This window comes from Leclercia adecarboxylata (assembly GCF_035787115.1).
Lineage (GTDB): Bacteria > Pseudomonadota > Gammaproteobacteria > Enterobacterales > Enterobacteriaceae > Enterobacter > Enterobacter adecarboxylatus_E.
On sequence record NZ_JALKTL010000001.1, the window covers coordinates 320,350 to 343,852 of the forward strand.

Annotated in this window: 18 protein-coding genes and 1 pseudogene; 9 read left to right on the forward strand and 10 right to left on the reverse strand. The window is 52.7% G+C overall.

All coding sequences use genetic code 11. The features are described 5' to 3' along the window. Positions 1-139 precede the first annotated feature (139 nt). Entirely contained in the window at positions 140-457 is a 318-nt protein-coding gene (locus MXM41_RS01585; protein ID WP_325929485.1) for a YebG family protein, read from the forward strand. A gap of 219 nt (positions 458-676) precedes the next feature. Here MXM41_RS01585 and MXM41_RS01590 read toward each other — a convergent pair whose 3' ends face one another. The 6 genes from MXM41_RS01590 to MXM41_RS01615 form a co-directional block, all read right to left on the reverse strand. Further along, positions 677-1,327 (reverse strand): hypothetical protein, encoded by a 651-nt coding sequence (locus MXM41_RS01590; RefSeq protein ID WP_325929486.1) that lies wholly within the window; start codon positions 1,325-1,327, stop codon positions 677-679. A gap of 863 nt (positions 1,328-2,190) precedes the next feature. Then, on the reverse strand, positions 2,191-3,327 hold the full coding sequence (locus tag MXM41_RS01595; protein WP_325929487.1) for a type 1 fimbrial protein: 1,137 nt from the start codon (positions 3,325-3,327) through the stop codon (positions 2,191-2,193). 23 nt (positions 3,328-3,350) lie between these two features. After that, on the reverse strand, positions 3,351-3,923 hold the full coding sequence (locus MXM41_RS01600; protein ID WP_325929488.1) for a fimbrial protein: 573 nt from the start codon (positions 3,921-3,923) through the stop codon (positions 3,351-3,353). After that, the gene (locus MXM41_RS01605; RefSeq protein WP_325929490.1) at positions 3,923-6,505 is read right to left on the reverse strand and encodes a fimbria/pilus outer membrane usher protein; all 2,583 of its coding nucleotides are present in this window, start codon (positions 6,503-6,505) and stop codon (positions 3,923-3,925) included. The genes MXM41_RS01600 and MXM41_RS01605 overlap by 1 nt, the downstream gene beginning before the upstream one ends. Positions 6,506-6,545: 40 nt before the next feature. Beyond that, positions 6,546-7,229 (reverse strand): fimbria/pilus periplasmic chaperone, encoded by a 684-nt coding sequence (locus MXM41_RS01610; protein WP_325929492.1) that lies wholly within the window; start codon positions 7,227-7,229, stop codon positions 6,546-6,548. A gap of 44 nt (positions 7,230-7,273) precedes the next feature. Continuing rightward, complete coding sequence (locus MXM41_RS01615) at positions 7,274-7,801, reverse strand: fimbrial protein (RefSeq protein WP_325929493.1); 528 nt, start codon at positions 7,799-7,801, stop codon at positions 7,274-7,276. A 520-nt stretch (positions 7,802-8,321) separates the two neighbouring features. On the opposite strand from MXM41_RS01615, the gene MXM41_RS01620 reads away from it, so the two are divergent. From MXM41_RS01620 to MXM41_RS01645, 6 genes are all read left to right on the forward strand, one after another. Continuing rightward, positions 8,322-9,338 carry an HlyD family secretion protein gene (locus tag MXM41_RS01620; RefSeq protein ID WP_325929495.1) on the forward strand — a complete coding sequence of 339 codons (1,017 nt, stop codon included), beginning with the start codon at positions 8,322-8,324 and terminating at the stop codon, positions 9,336-9,338. Between the two features lie 11 nt (positions 9,339-9,349). Further along, on the forward strand, positions 9,350-10,891 hold the full coding sequence (locus tag MXM41_RS01625) for a DHA2 family efflux MFS transporter permease subunit (protein ID WP_325929497.1): 1,542 nt from the start codon (positions 9,350-9,352) through the stop codon (positions 10,889-10,891). 209 nt (positions 10,892-11,100) lie between these two features. Then, positions 11,101-11,712 (forward strand): fimbrial protein, encoded by a 612-nt coding sequence (locus tag MXM41_RS01630; RefSeq protein ID WP_325929498.1) that lies wholly within the window; start codon positions 11,101-11,103, stop codon positions 11,710-11,712. Between the two features lie 55 nt (positions 11,713-11,767). After that, positions 11,768-12,436, forward strand: coding sequence for a molecular chaperone (locus tag MXM41_RS01635; protein ID WP_325929499.1), 669 nt, complete (start codon positions 11,768-11,770; stop codon positions 12,434-12,436). 61 nt (positions 12,437-12,497) lie between these two features. Further along, positions 12,498-14,999 (forward strand): fimbria/pilus outer membrane usher protein, encoded by a 2,502-nt coding sequence (locus tag MXM41_RS01640; RefSeq protein ID WP_325929500.1) that lies wholly within the window; start codon positions 12,498-12,500, stop codon positions 14,997-14,999. A 14-nt stretch (positions 15,000-15,013) separates the two neighbouring features. Continuing rightward, positions 15,014-16,096 (forward strand): fimbrial protein, encoded by a 1,083-nt coding sequence (locus MXM41_RS01645; protein ID WP_325929501.1) that lies wholly within the window; start codon positions 15,014-15,016, stop codon positions 16,094-16,096. Between the two features lie 52 nt (positions 16,097-16,148). On the opposite strand, the gene MXM41_RS01650 is transcribed toward MXM41_RS01645, so the two are convergent. Next, positions 16,149-17,054, reverse strand: coding sequence for a LysR family transcriptional regulator (locus MXM41_RS01650; RefSeq protein ID WP_325929502.1), 906 nt, complete (start codon positions 17,052-17,054; stop codon positions 16,149-16,151). A gap of 113 nt (positions 17,055-17,167) precedes the next feature. On the opposite strand from MXM41_RS01650, the gene MXM41_RS01655 reads away from it, so the two are divergent. Beyond that, positions 17,168-18,580: an MFS transporter gene (locus MXM41_RS01655; RefSeq protein ID WP_325929504.1), complete on the forward strand. Its 1,413-nt coding sequence runs from the start codon at positions 17,168-17,170 to the stop codon at positions 18,578-18,580. A gap of 91 nt (positions 18,581-18,671) precedes the next feature. Next, positions 18,672-19,508, forward strand: a complete 837-nt coding sequence (locus tag MXM41_RS01660; RefSeq protein WP_325929505.1) for an alpha/beta hydrolase — start codon at positions 18,672-18,674, stop codon at positions 19,506-19,508. Between the two features lie 37 nt (positions 19,509-19,545). Here the strand turns inward: MXM41_RS01660 and MXM41_RS01665 are convergent, their stop codons facing one another. The 3 genes and pseudogenes from MXM41_RS01665 to MXM41_RS01675 form a co-directional block, all read right to left on the reverse strand. Further along, positions 19,546-20,181: an HAD-IA family hydrolase gene (locus tag MXM41_RS01665; protein WP_325929506.1), complete on the reverse strand. Its 636-nt coding sequence runs from the start codon at positions 20,179-20,181 to the stop codon at positions 19,546-19,548. 10 nt (positions 20,182-20,191) lie between these two features. Then, positions 20,192-21,376: pseudogene (locus MXM41_RS01670) on the reverse strand (PLP-dependent aminotransferase family protein). A 132-nt stretch (positions 21,377-21,508) separates the two neighbouring features. After that, a complete protein-coding gene (locus MXM41_RS01675; protein ID WP_325929507.1) occupies positions 21,509-23,500 on the reverse strand; it encodes a TonB-dependent receptor domain-containing protein in 1,992 nt (663 codons plus the stop codon). Positions 23,501-23,503 lie beyond the last annotated feature (3 nt).

Sequence of the window (23,503 nt, forward strand, 5' to 3'; positions counted from 1 at the left end):
TTCCGGTCATCAGGGCTGCGTCACTGCTCAATGCCTCAGCGACAGCCAGAAGACTGACCCCACGACATGTAAGCATATTTTGGCTGCAACATAGCCCTGGAACTGCTATACTGTATATAATTACAGTAGGAGGCGCATAATGGCTGTTGAAACAAAATTTGTTGTCGTAAGAAAAGGTGAAGAGAAAATGACATTTGCCAGTAAGAAAGAGGCTGACGCGCACGACAAACTGCTCGACCTGGCAGAAGCGTTCACCGACTGGCTGTTGCAAAGCGAAATGCAGATGGATGAAACGCAGGCTGAAAATCTTGGTCTGTATCTCGCTGAGCAGAAAGAGGCCGTGCAGCATATTTTGCGTACCAGCAAGCTGCCGGATCTCACTGCCGCCACTGCAACAGATAAAACAGAGTCAGAGGCAGCTGGCAGTAAAAAAATCAGAGCGGTTAAAGCGGCCTGATCGCCAGAGCACATCATTATCGAACCTGTCGCCGCAAGCGGGAAACTGCTTGCGGCTTTTTGTTGTTCAGTTTTGCTGGCTACCGTTCCCGCCGGCTGTACCCATACGAAGATCAGCGTCAGTAAGGGGATCCCATGAAAAATAATAATGACCAGCGAGGGGGGCAAACCACATATAGAACGGGCCACTATCTAATTTTATTTATAAGCTGTGGAGTATTTATTTATCGTAAGGTGAGCCTATGCTATTGGCAGAAGAGTTATATATACAACCGCTTTTCAATTCCTCATCGATCGCTACATACTTTTTGTATTTTTCGTACCGCCCTAACTCTTTAGAAAGCCGCTTAATTCTTTCTGCTTGTGTAACTAGCTCCTCTCGTCTGTTTTTGAGTTCTGATTCGTTCATGCCAAGGTAAGAGTGGAGGGCATCCTGAATTTGCAGATAAGCTATTTGGTTAACCTGAATATTCTTTTCAACAAGAGACAGTTTCTCAATAACCATCGTGAATTGATTGGATTGATGACTAACTACATCCTGACACTCTGAGTGACTGGCACTCAAACGTTGCACAATACAGTTAAACTCATTGATTCTTCTGGTTAACTCATGAATTTTTTGATGTTGCTCACCCAACTCTGGTCCAGATTGTGAGGTTGTTTTTACGTTTGAGGTGAGTGTATATAGTTGGTTTTTTATCGCAAGGTGATTATTATTCTGTATCTCACGCGAAGCTTCCAGGCTTCTGATACTCCTGGTTAACTCCTGTATCTGTTTGTTTTGCTTGCTTAATGTACGTTCAAGTTGTGTGATGGTTTCGATTGCCACACTATGAGAAATATCTTTCTTTTTCCAGAAAAATAACGACATTAGAAATCCAGCCATTTCTTTATAAAATTTAATGAGTAATTACAATCTTCAAGGTCTGATATACCCGACAGGGCATGATGGCCAAACCAGAATCTGGTGCATAACAGGCAGTCGCAATTGTAGAACAATTGTCAGTATCCAGAATCATCGAATTGTAAACAATAGCTTCTATTAAGCCATGGTTTGCTGGATTTTCACCAGCGTAAGAAGGTTCTTGCAGTAAAGCCTCACTCTGGGCAACGGATCCATCAGAGAGTGAATTCAAAAACAGCTAAAGCCTCAGAACAGCTCAGGTCAAATCACGCTATTGTCATTTGCTTTAACTCTTCAGTCAGGGACTCCGACAATAAAATAATGAGCACTGAGAAATCTGGTCATTAGCGATTCCAAAACCAACTTATACCGAAGCAGGCACATAGCCGAAGCAAAAGAGATACATTCCATTTTTCAGTAAACAGAATCACATCCAGCTAATGCAGAGGCTTACACAAGCTAAAAGACGAAACAGGTTTTGATGATATCGGTTGAGTGAATGAATAAATCACAATGAGCACAATCCCTCGAACACAGTGAGAGCTTATACCTGGAAGATCTTAATCTGAATCAGAGAGCGCAATACAATCCAAATACTGACTGCACCAATCTGGCTACAATCCTCGTTACCAGACGTTAGTGCGCATAATGTATATTATGTTAAATGAGGTATTCAGATGAGTAACTGCATTAACCCAACCTCTCCTGCCATAGCCTCGTTATGATAATGATTGGTCGCGAAGAAAATCTACATGGATGAGAAACAATCGGGCAGCGCCGGGTTATAAAAAAATACACCGCAGCACTTACCCCTGATATGTCATACACCATCAATTATATTTGAGCGTGATAGTACCAGAAGCATTAGCTTGCCCTGGCGTGACAACGTCACCGGTTTTGTAATACCACGCTTTGAATCGCAAGGTTTCAGACTCGCCTGCACCGCCTTCATTTGCCGGATCGCCATAGGCAGTTGCGGAACCTATATCGGCCAGCGCAGTGCCATCGGCGGCGAGACCGCTTCCTTGTGACGCCGCTTTTACCCGGTCAGAGCCGAAAGCTGTCACCTCCACCCCCAGGGCCCACTGAGTAAATGTCTGTAGTGCGGGTTGATAGGCTGAAATTATCACACCCACGCCGGTTGCCGTGGTACCCGATTCAGCCTGATCCAGGGCGATCGCGGCGCCGCTGGCGTTGTCTCCCTGCGCAGGCGTCCCGTTAATGGTCATCGTGACGTTAGTGCCCGGTTGACAGGTTAGCCCCACATCCTGCTCCGGTCCTTCCACCGTTTTATTGTTATCAAATACCGAGGCATCCACGTCGCCCATAGTAAATAGCAGGGAGGAAACGGAGGCAGAACATCCCATCGCATAGACTTCGATTCGGGTATTGGAAAGAAATACTTCTGAAGCGTTATCGCCCTTCTCTGAACTGCTTTGCCCCTCACGGAACTCTACCGTTGCCAGTTTGCCACTTTCCAGCGCCAGGCTACCGCTCGGAATGGGGCCTCCCGTCGCAATCAGTTGTACGCGGTAGGCTGAGCCAACTAGCGTATGGCCGCTCCCGCCATCGCCGGACTGCCATGAGTTATCAATGGGGCGTTCATTATCATAAGGTCCGGCCTGATTAATCGTATAAGTCTTTATGCCGATTCCGGGGATCGTGGTGGGATAAATATTATCCCCAACGGGTGAAGCCGAGGCTAAATTAGTCGGGTTATAGTGAAAGCCGACGTAATAATCCCGGCTACAGTTTTTAATCGTGACGTCTCCGTCCGTCCCGCTGATATAGCCGGAATCGTACAGCACCTCGCCAGGTGTGTAATTTTTTGCGCTGACCAGCAGCTTAGAGGGTAATGGGATCGTCGTGACGGAAACATCGTCCCCGTTATCACGATTACAGGCCGCATAGCCGAACTGTGGAATGATCCCCAGCAGTAACACGAAATAATACAAATACGTTGACATAAGTTCTGCCTGCTCATTAATGCTCAGTTATAAACGACATTCAGCGTAACCGCGCTGCTGAACGCCCCCGGCCCCGGGGTGCCATGAGGGGTATACATACGGGCGGTGAACGTCATTTCGCCGGTTTGATTTTCAAGCGTGACCGGATAACTTACGCCGTTACCCAGCGCGACGCCGCTGATGGGATGTTCCCGGTCGCGGATAAACAGCTGCAAACCGACATCCGTCGCACCGCCCGCCTCTGCCGCCACCTGGTTGGCATAGATGACCGAAGCATAGGCCGGGTCTTCCGCGTAGGGCGCACCTGTAAAGGTCACCGTTGCCTGACTCAAGCCTGCGGTGCAGTTGTCAAACGCGATGGTTACCGGCACGTTTCCCGTATTCCCGCCCGCGACGGCAAAATCTTTCCAATAATACTTCCCCAGATCGACCGCCTCCGGTTTGGTGACGCTGCACGATCCCTCTATGATGTTCCCAGTGACGCGGAACGGAATGTCGCTGCGGTCGGTGAATGCCATTGCTGACGATATTCCCAGTATGAATAGACAGCCCGCAATTCCCGGGCCGAGGCTGAAACGTTGAACAAGTCGTGACATTAGCGTTCTCCCGTTTCGGGATGGCAAACCCCGTTGATAAACTGAATATCGGCCTGCGTCTTAGCACCGACCAGCGAGTAATCGACGTGACAATGTTTATCTCTCCCCTCGCCCCATTTGACCGTTAAGCGCCCTCTCTCTGCGAGGCCAACCAGATACGCTTCACCGCCGTCGCCGACGATACTGCTGCGGGTGTCATCCGAATCTTCGCTGGTCTGCGTCACTATTGCGCCGAACGGTACCGGTTTACCGTTATAGGTCAGCGTCATCATCGCCTTATGGCCAATCCAGGTGTTGTACTTCACGCGCACCACCGCCCCTTTGGTCGGCACCACCGTTTTGGCGACGTTATCGATGGCAGCGGACGTTTCGCCAGCATCCACCGTGTTAAGAGATATCTGGGTACTGTGGTATGGACGCACGTACGGCACAATCGCGTTACCGAAGCGGTCGGTATGGATGTTGGTCTGCCCGCTAACCGGCATGTCGGAAACCCCCGGCGTTTCAACCAGCGCCACGCTATCGTTGAGCTGTCGCGCCAGGGTGATGCCGTCGCTATGCATAACCATGCCGCCGCGCAGGCTATAGTTCAGACGGCGGCTGTAATCGTCGTAGCTATAGCCCGCAGACATATCGGCATAGGTGCTTTGATAGCCGACGGTGACGTTGCCGTTGGTGGCTTCGGAATCGGCGTTGTACCCTTCGGAGACCTGCCAGTTGAGCTGGTTATCCTGCAATGCGGTACCGGACATCCCCACGTTATGCGTGGTGTCACCGTTTTTACTGCTGTTCATTGAATAATTCGCCGAAATTGAACGGGCCGCCTCGCTGTGGCTGAAGGCGCTGAACGGTACGCTCAGATTAAGCGAGAAGACGTTATCATCTTCGTAGTCAGCGGAATCGTTGCTGTAGCTACCGTTCACGTTTTTCGTGTGGGCATAGTTGAACGAATATGATACCGGCCCCAGCATACTGCTGAAGCCAAGGTTTACGGAGTCCGCATGTTCGCTGTTCCAGTACGAGGCGTCATACATGGTGAGGGACAGCGTGCCGAAAGGTAGCGTCTGGGAGACCGTCACGTCAAAGCGGTTTCTCTCCCGGCCATTATCAACGGTGCTATTACCCGGATCCCAGTCATTGAGAAAATCCTGGAACGACAGATAACCGCGGGTAGAGAATTTATAGCCGGCGACGGCAATATCGGTGTTGGTCTGCTGGAGCGTCTTGCTGTAACGCACGCGATACGACTGTCCGCTATGGTGTTCCTGCTGACGCATGTTGTCCGGCTGCGGAATATCCGCCCATGACCGGGAAACATCCACCGAGAGCGCCCCGGCGCTACCCAGGTTAAAACCGGTTCCGGCGATCAGGTTGGCGTATTTGTTCTCCGCCTGAATATAGCCGCCGTATATCGTTACGCCTTTCCCGACGCCCCAGGCGGCCGAACCCTGAATAAAGTTAAAATCTTCCGCTCGCGAACCTGAACCGTCCTGACGCGTTTTGCCCGCCACCAGGCCATACTCAACCTGACCTTCTCGTTGCAACACGGGCAGCGTAGCGTAAGGTACAATAAAGCTACTCTGCGACCCGTCGGACTCTTTGATGACTACCTGCAGATCGCCGGAGCTTCCGGTCGGATACATATCGCTGAATTCGAACGGTCCCGGCGGAACGGTGGCTTTATAGATGCTGTGGCCGTTCTGATACACCGTGACCTCCGCATTGCTACGCGCAATTCCGCGGATCACCGGAGCGAAGCCCTGCAGACTGTCCGGCTTCATATCGTTGTCCGAATACATCTGTATGCCGGTGAAACCGACGCTATCAAATATGCCGCCGCGGGTAGTGCTTTGACCAATCAGCAGCTGGCTTTTCAGGGATTTGATATTTCGCGAGGCGTACGTATACACGGAATCCCAGTTATTCTCAGATTCGGAATGGGTCCAGGTAGAATAGTTACGAAAGCGCCATGCGCCGATATTAACGCCCGGCTGCAGGCTCATAAATTGACTGCTGCTGTCCGCGCCGTTGCGATGATGCAGATCCTGCTGGCCTGAAACGCTGTAGTTCAGCAATCCGGCATTAATCCCTTCATCCCAGCGTTCCGGCGAAACATACCCTCTCGCGGTGTTAAACAACGCTATCTGAGGAAGATTCAGGTCAAAACGCTGCCGGGCCAAATCGATTTTTTCGTTCGCGCCGGGAATCGTATAGAGGTCAACGCATTCGCTGGTTTTGTCCAGCTCGGTGAAGTAATTATCTACCCGCACGTTCCAGGCTTTAAGCTGGGTAACGCTGAGGCAGGCCCCCACGCTTTCTGACGACGAGGCGCTTTTCAATGGACGAAAAGTGAGGGTTTTACTGTCAACCAGACTGCCGTTGAGGTAAATATCAACGTTGTAGTCTCCGGGCGGCACCTCATCCCTGGCAAACAGACTGAGATCCATTTTTGGTGCTTCAGCGCCGTCCGTTTCCAGAAGATGAGGGTTGAAATGTTCCTGAGCGCTGGCGCTGAGGGAGCTGAAAACAATGCTAAGCCCGAGCCCTAAAGTAAGGACGTAGATAGGTTTATTTTTTTCCATTATGACCCTGTATCCCTGCGGGATACTTGCCGTGCCGATATTAATATGAAGAGACGTTGTCCTGACCTTTTACGCCGTAGTCATTGATAAGCGACCAGGTGACTTCGCCATGCGGCGGCATGTTGCCTTCAGAAATATTCAGCGTGGAGAATGGCGCCACAAAATATTGTCCGTTTAGCGCATGATGATTAACTTCAATACGCGAAAAATTCATATAAAACGGTGTAGGGTTATTTACCACAAGGCCAGACGTTGCCATGTTCCATTTAAGCTTTTCCGCGCCCGACTCCGGCGTCTGTCCCCTTAGCGCGGCCGGGCGATAAATCAGCTTAATTTTCGAATTGATGGCAATCTGCATCGTATTTTTACTTTCGCTGCCGTCCGTGGCCGGAATACCTTTTACGTTTAGCCATAACAGCGATTCGCGATCTTCCGGAACGGGCAGACCTGAACGCACAATACGAATCGACGCCTTCTTTCCGGCTTCAAGACGAAACAGCGGTGGCGTGATAATCATGTTTTCTTTTTTTAGCGAACTGCCCTCGGCCGGGCTAATCCACGACTGTACCAGGTTGGTGACCTTGTCCGAGTTCTCAACGGACAACGAGGCGGCCTGGCGAGAGCCGTCAAAAATAACCCGCGTACTTCCGGTAACGATACTGGCGGACGCGTTCAGGCTGGCGGCGCTGGCCACGCAAAGGATCGCAGCTGCGATGGGTTTCATAATGCGCTCACATACAGAAAAGGAGGGTCACCCCTCCTGCGGGATCAGTTATAGCGGACGTTATAGGTGACAACAGCGTTAACATCACCGGAGACGGCCTGCCCGGTGGCAATCATCTGTGCGGTATAGGTCTGGCTCGCCGAACCATCGGTAAACGTAATCGGATCGTTATCCGCGTTGTTTTCAACGATGGTGCCGTTAGTACCGCCCTGCTTCAGCTGTACGGCTACGTTGGTTGCGGCGCCCAGCCCCGCGGTATTGGCAAAGTAGGATGGGTCTGCCGCATCCGGATCGACCTGGCCGGAGAAGACAATATTGGCCGTTGTGCCGGTTGGGCAGTTATTCAGATCGAAAACGAACTGCTTTGGCGCACCAAGGTCGCCTTTGACGGCGAGATCGGTTGCTGCCGTTGAGCCCAGGTCTACGGTCGCATTCGCCGTGCCGCCGTCAACGGCAATATCACAACCCTGATCCAGCACGGTTCCATTAAACGTTATAGTGTTAGAAGCCATCGCCGCGCTCGCGCCACAGAAAGTCAAAATAAGCGTCGCGCCAATTTTTGTCAGTTTCATTCTTTGAAATCCCAATAAAATAATAAACATCTTCATTATTTTTCCTGCTCCAGACACGCTGACAGGAATATGATTTGTAATATCCGTAAGCGACATCATCAAATCGGGAATAAGGTTACAAGAAAGTTACGAGCTTTCGTAAATTAAAGTAATTTAATTTTAGACAAATCCTTACTACAGCCTGACGGTCCGCTTTGGTAGCATCCGCGCTTTTTTCAGAGCGCTCGCTCAGCAGGCGATATAGCCCGGGGCATATTAAGATCGACCTATTTGAGATAATGAGAACAACAGGCATGATCAACATTTAGTTACCGTGTCGCAAGCGGGTAAATCAAACTGGGGTTATCGAAATCTTTTTCAAATTTATTTTTAAACAACCAATAGCACGGCCTGCTTAGTTTACTATAAGCGCGCTTATTATATTGATCTCATCAATAAATCAACGATACCTCAGCGCGTCCTCCTGCTGCTTCGCGCTGTTTCTATTGCCTCGGGTATCACCTCAATTAAGAGATCTGATATGACTATTAAAAAGTTACGTTTCATTTTACTGCTGGCTATTCCTGCTCTTGGTATTGCGTCGGGTGGCTGGTTTTATATGAACAGTGGTCGTTATGTCGAGACCGATAATGCTTACGTCAAAGCGGACAAAACTGCGATCGGTGCGGAAGTTTCAGGGCGCGTGCTCAACGTGGCGGTTAAAGAAAATCAGCACGTTAACAAAGGTGATTTGCTGTTTAGCGTCGATCCGGAGCCCTATAAACTGGCCGTCTCGCAGGCCAAATCAGAACTCAATGATACAATCATCTCGTTAAACACCATTAAGTCCCAGTACCAGAGCAAACTCGCCAACATTGCGGTATCGAAAAGCCAGCTCGCTTATGCACAGCGTGAAGAAGGACGTTTGCATAAACTAAACGGTCCGGGATACGTATCTGCTTCCGATCTGGATGGCGCTCACCAGAAAGTCTTATTAATGAAACTGGAAGTTAATATGCTGCAAAAGCAATTGCAGGAGGTGGCGGACAGCTTTGGTGGCGATATTTCCACGCCCGTTGAACAACATCCTCGTTATAAAAAAGCGCTGGCTGAACTTAATACCGCTAAAAACAATCTTTCCCATGTGAATGAATACGCCCCCTCTTCCGGCAGCATTACTAAAGTCCTGCAGGCCGGAGAATATGTGCAGAACGGTACAACGGCAATGCTGTTGGTTTCTGATGACAATCTCTATGTCGAAGCTAACTTTACCGAAAAAGATCTGGCGCATATCCGTGACAATCAGCTTGCTGATATTAGCGTCGACTACGCACCCGGCGTAACCTGGCACGGTACAGTGAGTAGCATCAGCCCGGCAACCGGCGCTGAGTACGCCGTGATCCCGGCGGAGAACGCTACCGGTAACTGGGTCAAAGTGACACAGCGTGTACCGGTGCGTATCCATCTGCAAACCGATTCTGGCAAGCCGCAGCTGCGCGCTGGTCTGAGCGCCACCATCAAAATTAATACGCAGGCTGATGCCGGGAGCGCTTCCTGAGGAGGAACGTTATGTCTGATGTCATTGCAGCTCCGCAGCCGCAAAAGAAAAGTGCGGACCATCGCATGCTGATTACCTTCTCGGTCATGCTGGCAACGATTATGCAGGCGCTGGATACCACCATTGCTAACGTCGCACTGCCGCATATGCAGGGTGCAATGGGCGCAACGCAGGATCAAACGTCGTGGGTACTCACCTCCTACATTGTGGCGGCCGCTATCACCATGCCGCTGACCGGATTCGTCTCTGCCCGTATTGGTCGTAAGCGTCTGTTTGCCTGGTCTGTGGTCGGTTTCACCCTCGCCTCTATGCTCTGCGGGGCCGCGCAGTCCATCGAGCAGATTGTCATTTTCCGTCTGGTACAGGGAATTTTTGGTGCAAGCCTGGTGCCGTTGTCGCAGTCGGTGATGCTTGATGCCTGGCCAAAAGAAAAACATGGTTCGGCCATGGCGATGTGGGGTATGGGGGTAATGATTGGCCCAATTCTTGGGCCCTCTCTGGGGGGATGGTTAACCGAGTACTACAGCTGGCGCTGGGTGTTCTATATCAACATTCCGTTTGGTGTGCTGGCATGGCTTGGGATCACTACCTTCGTTCACGAAACGGCGCTCGACAACAAACGTAAATTTGACCTGCTCGGGTTCTTTTTTCTCAGCGTGACGATTGGCAGCTTGCAGCTATTCCTCGATCGTGGTGAGTCGAAAGAGTGGTTCTCCAGCGGAGAAATCATTATCGAAGCGGCGCTTGCCGTCGCGGCACTGTACCTGTTTATCGCGCATATTTTTACTTCGAAAAAACCCTTTATCGAACCGGGTATTTTCCGCGATAAAAATTTCGTCGTCGGGCTGCTGTTCAGCTTTGGTATGGGCACTATTCTGTTGGCAACCATGGCGCTGATGCCACCGCTGTTACAGGGTTTTATGCACTATCCAGTGATTGATGTCGGTCTGCTAATGACCCCACGTGGGTTCGGTACCATGTTCAGCATGATGATAGTTGGCCGTATCGCCGGCAAGGTTGATCTGCGTTATGTGATTGCCGCAGGCGTGGTGATCATGGCTATTTCACTCTGGCAGATGACCCATTTCAGTATGTGGATGAGCCAATGGGATATTATCAGTAGCGGTGTGGTGCAAGGTATTGGTATGGGGTTGACGTTCGTGCCGCTCTCCACCCTCACCTTCTCAACGCTGGCACCGCAATACCGTACCGAAGGGGCTTCGCTTTATTCGTTGATACGTAATATTGGCAGTAGTATCGGGATCTCTGCGGTAACCACCTATTTAGCGCAACAGAGCCAGCGTAATCACAGCATTTTTGCTGAATTTATTAATCCCTTTAATAAAGCGCTGCATGAGAATATTCACCACGGAGCATACAGTCTGCACAATGCTTCAGGGCTAATGGCGATTAACGGGGAAGTGACTCGTCAGGCGACGGTGCTTGCCTATTATCAGGATTTCCGCCTGATGATGTTCTTATGTTTTGTGCTGCTGCCGTTAGTGCTGCTGTTTTCTAAACCGACGCGGGTAGAAGAGCCGATTCTGGAATAAAAACTGGACCCGTCTGCCCTGCCAACCAAAATTTATTTTTAAATCAATTTCCGCCCGGGCCTTTACGGTTTGTTTGCTAGTATCCCTGTGTTTTTATTCGCTGCGAATAGAAAGCGTGCGTGTGATTCTGGTTTATATATGAGTGACACCTCCTGTCGCACCTTTATTGATTTAAAAAACAGTCATTTTGACAAAAGGGAGAAGTGGGCATGAACAATAAAAATAAAATTCTGGCAGTGACTCTGTGTACGCTAATGATGGCCAGTGCGAACGCACTGGCTGCTCTTCCGTCAGGGAACAATGATAACGGTATGAATACGAATGCGGGCACTGATGCCGGAACCCAGGGCACCGGCGGCGTGGTTCATTTTACCGGGAAAATTACTGATGCTTCCTGTAACGTTAGCACGGATACCGCGGGTCAGACTATCGATCTGGGCACATGGGCAGCCTCGTACTTTGCTTCACAAAAAGAGACTACACGCACCCCTTTCCATATTTCGGTTGAGGGATGCCCGGACTCGGTTAAGTCTGTTGCCGTTCTGTTTGATGGCACGAAAGACACGACAGACAGTGCGCTGCTGGGCCTGAATTCCGCAGTAGACAGCGACGGAAATACCGCGACAGGCGTGGCCGTTAAATTGTATGAAAGCGATCGTAATACGCAGATTAAGATTGGCGATATCTCTAAAAAAGTCGATCTTGCTGAAGGCGAAGACTCAACCACGCTAAATTTCTACGCGAACTATAACGCGACCGCTGATAACGTCACGACTGGAAAAGCGGATGCGGATGCGAACTTCCTGATGGTTTATAACTAAATTTTTTTAAATAAGCAGAAAATACTCTGCTTATTTAATTCTTTTTGGAATCAACATGAACAAGAAAGCAATAGCGATACTGTTTTTATCACTGGGATATAGCCTTTCAGCTCACGCTGGTGTCGTCATGGGTGGAACGCGTGTTGTTTACCCTCAGGGGCAACGGGAAGTGGCCTTTTCGATTACCAATATGGAGAAAGACACCCCCTATTTAATCCAGTCCTGGATTGAAAATTTTGACAGCGCCGATAAATCAGCGCCTCCGTTTGTTGTGACGCCAACGTTATTTCGCCTGGATGCTGAGCAAAAAAATACCCTGCGGATCAGTTACCTGGGTACCCCTTTGCCATCCGATCGGGAGTCCGTTTTTTGGCTTAACGTCAAGAATATTGCGCCGACCAAAAAAGCAAACAGCAATAAGCTCCAGATCAACGTCAAATCGAAATTCAAAATCTTTTTTCGCCCGTCTGGCTTAAAAGGTGATGCCGCGCAGGCCTATAAACAACTGAAATTTATCTGCTCTGGAAACAAACTGACCGTACATAATCCTTCGCCATGGTTCGTCTCCTTTTATCAGGTCAAGGTTGGTAATAAAGAATTAAACGATCCGGGCATGGTTGATCCCTTTGCAGAGCGTAGCTGGAACACGTCCTGTACGGGCGCTATTAGCTGGCAAGCGATAAACGATTTTGGTGGGTTGACGCACCTCGCCACCCAGTCCTAAATGCCGTCGATGAAGGGCACCCTTCTCTCCTTACACCGGTACGTTTAGCTCGCTACAGCTGATGAAAACCTTCTCAACGCGCCGCGCCGTCCGATTCAACCTGTTTTTCATCACCGGGGCGCTGACGCTCAACTGCAGCATGCGTGATGCCCGGGCAGACGACTATTTCGATCCGCATGCATTAGAGATCACTTCCGGGCAGCAGCAAACAAGTGACCTGACCTGGTTTTCCCGACAGGGCGGGCAAAAGCCCGGGCGCTATAAAGTATCGGTTTTCGTCAATCAGACTCAGGTCGATGAACGCGAGCTGGAATTTATCCAACAGGATGGGCAACTGGTACCGGTACTGGATGCGGGCTATCTTGCCAGACTGGGCGTGAATACGGAGGCATTTTCGGCGCTTCAGGCCCTGCATGAGGGAGAGACTTTCTCGGAACCTGGAAAATTCATTCCAGATGCGTCTGTAAAATTCGATTTCGCCGCAAACCGTCTGGATTTCAGCATCCCACAGGCGGCAATGCGGCAAAAAAGCCGCGGTTTTATTCCACCGGAACAGTGGGATGACGGGATCCCCGCCGCCTTTATCGATTACAACCTGACGGGCTCAACAACCAATATTAATAACATTCATGATAGTGATAATTATCTGAGCCTCCGTTCGGGTTTTAACCTTGGCCCGTGGCGTGTCCGCAATGCGTCCTCGGTTGAATACGGATCCGATCAGCACTGGCAAACACAGGGCACGTCGGTCAAACGCGCAATAAAACGGTGGAAAAGTGAACTGACGCTGGGGGATGGATTTACCTCCGGAGAGGTCTTCGACAGCTTTCAGTTCACGGGGATGCAGCTTGCCTCTGACGAAAATATGCTGCCCGACAGCGAACGCGGTTTTGCGCCTACTATCCGTGGTGTGGCCCATAGCAATGCCCGCATAAGCGTTCGTCAGCACGGTTACATCATCTATGAAACCTATGTTGCTCCCGGGGCATTTGTCATTAACGACCTGTTCCCGACGGCCCAGAGCGGCGACCTCGAAATCACGGTTCGTGAAAGTGACGGTAGCGAACGAAAGTTTACCCAGCCGTGGTCTGCCGTGCCCTTTATGTTGCGTCAGGGGCGCCTGAAATTCAGCGCCAGTGCCGGTAAGTTTACCAGCCCGGATGCGGATGGCGATACGCCGAACTTTGTTCAGGCGTCTGCGTTCTATGGATTGCCTTCAAGCCTCACGCTTTATGGCGGTGCGCAATTATCTGACCACTATCAGGCGCTGGCCATGGGCGTCGGCAAAGATTTTGGTCAACTGGGCGCGTTGGGTATAGATACGCTTGCCGCTCGCGCACAGCTGACGGAAAACAGACAAGGTCACGGCCAGCAACTCCGTGCCCAGTATCATAAAAATTTTGCAGCGACAGAAACGTCGATTGATCTGTCCAGTAATTACTATACCAGCCGCGATTTTTACAGCTTTAGCGAAGCAAATAATTATCGGGATCCTGACCAGCATGTCGAAAACCGACGAAACCGTACCGAGTTCAGCCTGACGCAAGACTTTGGTGTCCTGGGGAACATCAGCGCATCGTTTTATCGGCAGAAATACTGGAACTCCTCTGCCGTAGACCAGACCGTCCATGTGGGTTATTTCGCCAACTACAAGGGCATTTCGTGGAGTCTGGGATATTACCTTACCCGTTCAAGCTCAGATGACAGTGATAATGAGCGGTCGGTCAACCTGAGCGTGAGCGTTCCGCTCAGCCGCTGGTTGCCCGGCGGTACGACCAGCTACAATCTTAACAACAACCTGGATGGCCACACCACGCAGCAGCTCTCCCTTTACGGAACGGCGCTTTCACAGGATCAGCTCAGCTACAACGTTCAGCAAGGTTTTGATAATCAGGCTCATGTTGCAAACAGTAACCTGGCGCTGGCCTGGCACGGCGGTTCGGGCAGCGCCAGCATCGGCTATAGCCACGATCGCTATGACGATCGTCTCAATTATGGCGTGGCGGGTGGCATTGTGGCGACGCAATATGGCGTAACGCTGAGCCAAAGCCTCGGAGACACCATTGGCCTTATCCGTGCTAAGGGTGCGCCTGATGTGCAGGTTGAAGGAGCAACCAATGTCCACACCGACTCCCGCGGCTACGCCGTCATGCCAACCTTATCGGCTTATCACAAAAACACGCTTTCACTGGATACCGAAACGCTGGCGGATGAGGTTGATCTTGAACAAAACAGTCAGACGGTCATCCCTACAAGCGGCGCAGTGGTGCTGGCGAATTACCACACCCATGTTGGAGTAAGAACCCTGATTACGCTCACTTATCATGGGCGACCGCTCCCCTTTGGTGCCAACGCCTTCGTCTCCGGTGCGGAAGACGCAACATCCAGCACGGGAATAGTGGCTGACGGCGGGCAGGTCTATCTCAGCGGCGTGCCGCTGCACGGCGTACTCCATGCCAGCTGGCGTTATCAGGGGCAGACAATAGGGTGTTCGGCTCCCCTCACCTTACCGGCAGCAACAGATTTTAGCCCCGTCAGGCTACTGACTGAAAAATGCAAATAAAGACAGAGGATTACGTGAAAAAATATACCGATTTATTGCGGATAATGACGGTTCTGGCAGGCTGCTTTTTCTATCTTCCTCTGCGGGTATTTGCAGGACAGAGCTGCCCGCCGACGATGAACGATGCCGTCATCAACTTCCAGAATTACTCCATTACTGACAATCCCTCGCTCTCCCCTGGCTCCATGTTATCTGGCGCGATTCTGGGTCAGGAAAATCGCTCATTCTATAACTGTGCCGAAGGCACGGGGCCAGTTACGATGCGTTTCGTCGCAGACAGCGCTTTAACCGTCTCTGGCGTGAGTGGCGTGGCGCCTAATGGGACAGGCGCACCGGCATCGGTTTATGATGTCCCCGATATACCCGGCGTGGGGTTTGCCGTCGGCGTCAGGGAAACAACCCACTGTGCGGGCCAGCCCGTCCACTACATCGCGGCCGGTGATGACAACGTGGCGGTTTGCAGCACCAGTGACCCATCGCAAATGGCCACCCAGTTCTTTGTCGTGTTCTATAAAACTGCGCCGGAAATCATCTACGAACAGCCAAACAGTGGGCAAATCAGGGCGGGTAAACTGATTCTGGAAGATGCCAGCGGCGCCGTGATATCCGAGGCGGGTGTTACTGTAGATGTCGCGGCAACGGACCTGAAAGTGCATAAATCGAGTTGCTACATTACTGATGCCAACATCAGCGTGAATATGGGCCAGACCAGCGTCAGCGATCTCAATAACGGTATCGAAGGGGAAAAACATCGCTTTACGATCCCGCTTTCCTGCGAATCGTCGCAAACAAACGCCGTAAAGATAGGCTTTTTTGGCCCAACGGAAAAAGATGGCGCAAACAATGACGTTTTCACCCTCAGCGAGCAAGATGGCGCCGCTAAAGGCGCGGGCATTCGCATCCTTTACGGTGACAGCTATGGCGCCGCACAGGGTAAGCCCGTGCCGCTTAACAGCACCGGTGTAGAAGCCTTTGCGAACAGTGCTAACCAGACGCTGTTTAATCTGAATTATGACGCCCAGTATGTTCGCACCGCTTCGCAGGTTACCGCCGGGCAAGCCGACAGTCTGGCGACCTTCAGTTTGATTTATAATTGACTGCGAGGGGTGACAGACCCTGATGAGGTTGCGTCAGGGTCTGTTTAGTGCGTTACCGCACACCCTGGCACACGCCGAGCACTTTCTCTCTCAGCCATCGATGCCCCGGATCCTTTTCCATTCTCGGATGCCACATCTGTGACACCGTTATGGTTCGGGTCTTAAACGGCAGCTCAAAAACGTGCAGTTGCGCCGTCATCTGCTGATTGAGCAAATATAGCGCTGGCACCATGGCGATAAGATCGGATGCCAGTGCCACGGACAATGCCGTCGGAAAGCCCGGCACCACGCTTGCAATCTTACGCGTTACGCCGGACTCCGCCAGCGCGTCATCCACAAACCCCTGTAACGATCCATCGGGCGCGGCCACCACATGGCCCCAGGCGACATAATCCTTCACGCTGATTTCCGCTAACGATGCCAGCGGATGCGTTTTACGCACGGCACCCACAAATCTGTCCTGAAAAAGGCGCTGCAAACGAATCTCAGGGCCCATATTGCTCTGGACGCCAATTTCCAGATCGGCCAGACCCTCACGCAGATAGCGTGACGTTTTTTCAGGTTTAGGCGCAAAGCGGAGACACACCTCAGGCGCCGCCTTCGCCACGGCGGCTATCAGCGCCGGGCCAAATGCGACAACAAATCCATCATTAGCTCTGATGGTGAAAAGCCGCGCCAGATTTTCCGGCCTGAGCGTCTCGATTGACGGCTGCAGCACCGCTCTCGCCTCCTGCACCGCGTTGCGCGCCCGCTCCCGGGAAGCTTGCGCCCAGGGGGTCAGCACCATGTTACGTCCTGCCCGCACCAGGATCGGATCGCCCGTCACTTCCCGTAGCCGGTTAAGCGTGCGGCTCATGGCTGATGTACTCAGGTTTAAGCGACGCGCGGCACCTGCCACGCTGGCTTCTGCCAGCAGGATGTCGAGCGCAACCAGCAGGTTAAAATCGGGATCGGACATGGTGAACCTCAGATAAGGCGTTCTGTGCAATGATTAAGTGTAAACCATGCGTCTTCCGCCTTATATACCTCGTGCTTATAGTTTCGTCATCAAAACCGGATTCAGGAGTTCAGATGATGATGCTATTTTCAAACCAACCGGGTGATGACGGGCTGCCCGGAACGGAGCGCGCCCGGGTTATGATCGCCGTAATGATGACCACGCTGATGGGGGTGTTTGATGGCACCATGATCAACATTGCCCTGCCCTCTATGGCGCGCGCGATGCAGGTATCCGCCAGCACCGCGGTCTGGTTCGCCAACGGTTATCTGCTTGCCGCTGCCATGACGTTGATGATTTTCGCCTCGCTCTCGACCCTGTACGGCACTCGACCTGTTTTTCTGGCGGGCCTTGCCACCTTTACGCTGACTTCACTTGGCTGCGCGCTGGCGACAACCCCGGAAATGCTCGTCGGGATGCGGATCCTGCAGGGGATCGGTGGCGCAGCCACGTTGAGCATTGCGCCGGCGATCCTGCGTTCCGTCTTTCCGGCACGACTGCTTGGACGCGTGCTTGGCCTGCATGCCCTGCTTATTGCTACCAGTACCGCCATTGCGCCAGTATTGGGCGGCACGATACTGGATACCCTGAGCTGGCAGTGGCTGTTTGCCATTAACCTTCTTCCGGGGACCTTAGCGTTATGGCTGGCTGGCAAGGCCCTGCCCGGTAAAGTGGCGTCTGACAAAGCCACCTTTGATGCCCCCGGCGCGGTACTGTCGGCAACGCTTTTAGGGGCAATGATTATGGCGGCAAACAGCACTCACCTCGCGGCTGTCTGCTGGGGGCTTCTTGCCCTCTTCAGCACCCTGCTGTTTATCTGGCATATTCGCCGCGCCAGTGCGCCCATCCTGCCGCCTGCCATTTTTAATAATGGGCATTTCACCCTCGCGGCATTAACCTCGCTTGCCTCTTTTGTCAGCCAGGGGATCACTTTTATCGCGCTGCCATTCCTGTTTCAGAGCGTGTATGGCTACAGCCCTGTTATTTCTGCGCTGCTGTTTATCCCCTGGCCGCTGGGCATCGTGCTGATTGCGCCCCATGCGGGCCGCTGGGCAGATACACTATCCGCGCCGCTCATCGCCACCCTTGGGTTGACCATTTTTGTTGTGGGATTGATCCTGCTGGCGATGCTGCCCGCTGCGCCCGCCGCGTGGGATATCTGCCTGCGCAGTCTGGTTTGCGGTATCGGATTTGGATGTTTTCAGAGCCCTAACAACCGGGAAATGCTGGCGAACGTACCTCGCGACTCTGCAAGCTACGCCTCCGGGGTATTGTCCATTGCGCGAACGTTCGGGCAGTGTCTTGGCGCCGCCGCTGTGGGGATCCTGCTGGCCGTCATTTCGCCTGAAACCGGCCAGACGTTAAATAACCAGGCCGTCCATTTTGCTCTGTGGGTGGCGGTAGCCGCGTCTGTCACGTCGGTGTTGTTTAGTCTGAGTCGACTGGGTAAAACGCTGAGGTTTTCTTTTGGAGGCAGCAATCGCTGACCATCTCAACTAGACTTCTTAGCGGCTGTACGTCTTCATCTCAGACTCAGCCACTTCACTCAGGTTTTTTTCACTCCCCGCGAGGTCTACCATGTCATTTGTCACCACCAAAGATGATGTCAGTATCTTCTATAAAGATTGGGGTCCCAAAGATGCACAACCTGTTTTCTTCCATCACGGCTGGCCGTTAAGCGCCGATGACTGGGACAATCAGCTGCTGTTCTTTCTGGCTGAAGGGTTCCGCGTCATTGCCACCGACCGTCGGGGTCATGGCCGCTCAAGCCAGGTCAGCGACGGGCATGATATGGATCATTACGCCGCCGATGTTTCAGCCGTGGTTGAACATCTCGATCTGCGCAATGTGGTTCATGTCGGCCATTCCACCGGCGGCGGACAGGTTGCGCGATATGTAGCGAAATACGGCCAACCGCAGGGGCGCGTGGCGAAAGCCGTGTTAATCAGCGCCGTACCGCCTTTGATGGTGAAAACGCCGGATAATCCGGGCGGGACGCCGATCGAGGTGTTCGATGGATTCCGTAAGGCGCTGGCCGCAAACCGGGCACAATTTTATCTCGATGTGGCGACGGGGCCGTTCTACGGCTTTAACCGAACGGGGGCTGAAATATCCCAGGGCACCATCCAGAACTGGTGGCGGCAAGGCATGGCTGGCAGCGCAAAAGCGCACTATGAAGGCATCAAAGCCTTTTCAGAAACGGATCAGACCGAGGATCTGAAAGCGATCACCGTGCCGGTGCTTATTTTGCAGGGGGATGACGATCAGGTGGTGCCGTATAAGAACGCCAGCCTGCTTCAGGATGAGCTTATCAACAACAGCACGCATAAGGTGTATCCGGGCTATCCCCACGGGATGCACACCACGCACCCGGATACGATCAACAAAGACTTACTGGAATTTATTCGCAGCTGAGGAAGTGAGTCGGGTGGCCCGCGCCACCCGTTTTACGTCAGAAGCCCGAGACGGTAAAGCCTTCCCCAACCCGCTCTACAATCAGATCTTTCAGCCTTACAGCCGCAAGCGCCTCCCGGGCTGCGCTGGCCTCGGGTACCACGGCGATCACTCGCGCACCGCTGGCGTTACCGGCTCTGATCCCTGCGGCCGCATCTTCCAGCACCAGACAATCCGCAATATCGGTCCCAAGCTCAGCGGCGGCGATAATATAACCGTCGGGAGCCGGTTTACCGTTCTGAACGTCCTCGGCGCATACCATCACGGCCGGAAGCGGCAACCCCGCAGCCTGCATGCGGTTGTTGGCCAGCTCGCGGCTTGCCGACGTGACCAGTGCCCAGCGTTCCGGCGGCAGGTTGTTCAGGAGCGCGGCGGCGCCAGGCACGGCAACAATTCCGTCCAGCAGTATCAGCTCGCGTGAATCCAGCTCATCCGCGGTCACCTGAGCCACTTCGCCTGCGCCGATAAAATGGATCACTGTATCAATGGTCTGACGGCCGTGGGCAAAGGCGATCACCTCCTCCGCATCCAGCCCAAACTGCGCGCTGAACCTGCGCCACTCGCTTTCAACCACCGCCGTGGAGTCAACCAGGGTGCCGTCCATATCAAACAAAAACGCTTTTACCTGCAACATGCTTATTTCCTTATTTTAAGGAGGCCTTCAACCGCGTGACTGCCTCTTTCAGGTTTTCATCCGTGACGCTGACGTAAGACATGCGCAGCGTGGTATGGTCCGGCTCGTTACAGTAGAAGAACTCCCCTGGCACATAGACCACGCCGTTGTTGAGGGTCTTTTTCAGCCACTCGGTGGTGTTCATCTCGTATTTGAATTTGGCCCACAGGAACATACCGCCCATCGGTTTGTGGAATGTCAGATGCTCGCCCAGCTCGCGCTCCACCTCCTGACACAGAATATGACACTTATATTTATAGGCATCGCGGATCAGGGCGATTTGCCCGGCCAGTCGTCCCGTGGTCAGGTAGTGATAGGTGAGCGACTGCGACAGCGTGCTGGTGTGTAAATCGGTGGCCTGCTTGAGGATCACCACCTGACGTTTTACCCAGTCCGGCAGCACTAACCAGCCTACCCTTGCCCCCGGCGCGAGGATTTTTGAAAACGTTGAGGTATAAATGACGTTATCGCTGCATCCCATTTCTGCCGCCCAGGCTTTTAACGGCATGAAGGTATTGTCGGTAAAATTGATTTCGCCGTAGGGATCGTCTTCAATAATCACAAAATCGTAGCGCTGGGATAATTACACCAACTGCCTGCGACGTTGCTCTGCCAGCGTCACGCCGCCGGGGTTGCCAAAGGTCGGGACGATATAAACAGCTTTAATTGGCGTGGTCTTAACCAGCGCTTCGAGCTCATCGACGATCATCCCTTCGCCGTCGGTACCCACCGACATCAGGTTAGCTTCTGCTAACTGCAAAACCTGCAGCGCCGCGAGATAGGTTGGACGTTCAACCACCACCACATCGCCCGGGTTGATCAGCGCCCGCGCCAGAATATCCAGCGACTGCTGGGAGCCGGACGTTATCACCAGCTCGTCAATACCGCAGCGAATTCCCCTGCCGGTCAGCAGCTGGCAGATCTCCCCGCGCAGCTCCGGGCTGCCCTCGCTCAGCCCGTACTGAAACGCGTCTTTCCAGGTGCTTGAGAGCACCTTTTCCATCGCCAGTTCCAGCCCTTCGCGATCGAAAAGATCCGGGTCAGGAATGCCCCCGCCGAGTGAAATGACCCCTTCCATCTTGCTGTGTTTTAATAGTTCTCTGATCGCTGATGACTGGAGGTTTTGGACTTTGTGGGCAATTTTGTTCTGCGACATTTTTCGTTATCCTGGTTTGTTTTATCCCAGTTTAAGTATCACATGTCAGCGGCTTTGATAATCACTTTCTGCGGCAGAAAAACGAGTAATAACAGCTGAAGAGGCCGGAGCACGACGGCTCCGGCAGAAGGATCAAAACTCGATACGGGCCCCGAAGTTATAGCGGCGGCCTTCCAGCATCGAAGACTGGTTATACGAGGTGCGGTAAATCGGGTTCGCGTCGAACAGGTTATAAATGCCGGTCATCAGCGTAACGTTCTTGTTCAGATGATAACGCGCGCCCAGATCGACCAGCGCGTAGGCTTCAGTTTCGCTGGATTTACCGATATCCGGCGAGGTACTGCGCCAGCTTGCTTTGGTCCACAGCTCCAGGTCGTTCAGCGCGTTCCATGTCAGGGAGACGTTGGCCATGCTTTCCGGGAAGTCGCTCAGCGCATAGCCTTTATACTCCCCGCTCTGCTGTTCGCTGTGGGTCCAGGTGTAGTTCACGTTGGCTCTTAAGGATGAAGTGGCCTGCCAGTCGCCGTTCAGCTCCAGTCCGTAGATCTCGGCATCGCTGACGTTGAAATACTGGAAGACGGAATCAGCGACGTAACCATTATAGGTACACTGTCGGGTGGCCGACGCGGTACAAATGACGCGGTCGCTGATTTTGTCTTTAAATTTGGTGTAGAAGATGGTCGCGTCCAGCGCCAGCGCGTCTTGCTGCCAGTAGACACCCAGCTCGGTGTTAACGCTCTCCTCGGGTTTCAGATCATCATTCCCGATGCCGATTTCCGAATAAGGATAAGCGCCGTACACGCTGGTAAAACCTTCATTATTCTGCCGCAAATCCGGTTTTTTATACCCGGCCGACACGCCGCCCTTCAGCGCCCAGTTTTCATCCATGGTCCAGTTGCCGTAGAGTTTAGGCGTGACGTGGTAACCAAAATAGCTGTCGTGATCGAGGCGCGCCGACGTGGTCAGAGTAAAGTCCGGCACGATCATCCAGGCATCTTCAGCAAATACCGCCCAGCCATCACGCGAAATTTCGCTCACCGGCGTGACGCCCGGCGCTTCTTTATCCTTAATGCCGAACTCATCATCCAGCTCGTTGCGGGTAAAGTTCACACCCAGGGTCAGCTTGTGATCGCCGAGGGTAAAGGTGTTAGCGCTGTTGGCCTCGTAGTTCTTCTGGGTAATAAACTGCGATGACATCCCCGGGACGCGATACTCGGTTTTGGCTTTTTCATAGCTGATAAAGTTCTTCACTTCCAGCAGATCGTCGCCGTACCAGGCGTGTTGCGATAGCGACGCGGCATCGCGATCAAAGCCCCAGTACCACTGCTTATCGTTATGCGTCTTCTCCTGGTTACCTTTCGTGGCGTTCAGATCCCAGAGCTGGGTGTCGGTGGGTGACAGGGAGATCGTGGCATCCAGGTTGCCGGACTGATGCTTCACGAAACGCTCATCATTGATGCTGTCATCGTCACGGCGGTCGAGATAATCTGCGGCCAGGCTCACTCCAAGCTTACCGGGGATCACCGGGCCCATCACAAAGGCATTGGTCTGGTTGGTGTTGCCGTACTCGCTTTTTTCCTGCAGGAAGTAGTTATCCTCCAGGACGCCGGTCCACGTCTCCAGGTTGTACGCTTTTTTGGTGATCACGTTGACCACGCCGCCGATGGAGTCAGAACCATAGAGCGAAGACATCGGCCCGCGGATCACCTCGATGCGTTCGATGGCGGCCAGCGGCGGCATAAAGGCCGCTTCGGTGCCAATATGGTGTCCGTAAGGGCGGGATTCACGGGTCGCCTGTTTAATGCCGTTCACCATGTACGAGGTGTAGGTGGAGTCCATCCCGCGCATCTGCACATCCCCCGTTGCCAGGCTGCCGTGGCCGTTACCCACCAGGACGCCCGGCATTTCGCGTAGCGCTTCGGTGACGTTCTGGTTAGAGCGGGTGTTGAGCTCCTTTTCGTTCACCACGGAGATGGTTGCCGGCGCTTCGCGACGCTCCTGACTAAAACCTGTCGCGGTGACCACCAGTTCATCTTCGTTAACGGATTCTGCGGCGAAAACGGCCACAGGAAGATTCGCCAGGGCGAGCGAAATCGCCGCGGCCATACGTGTCTGCTTTATCACAAC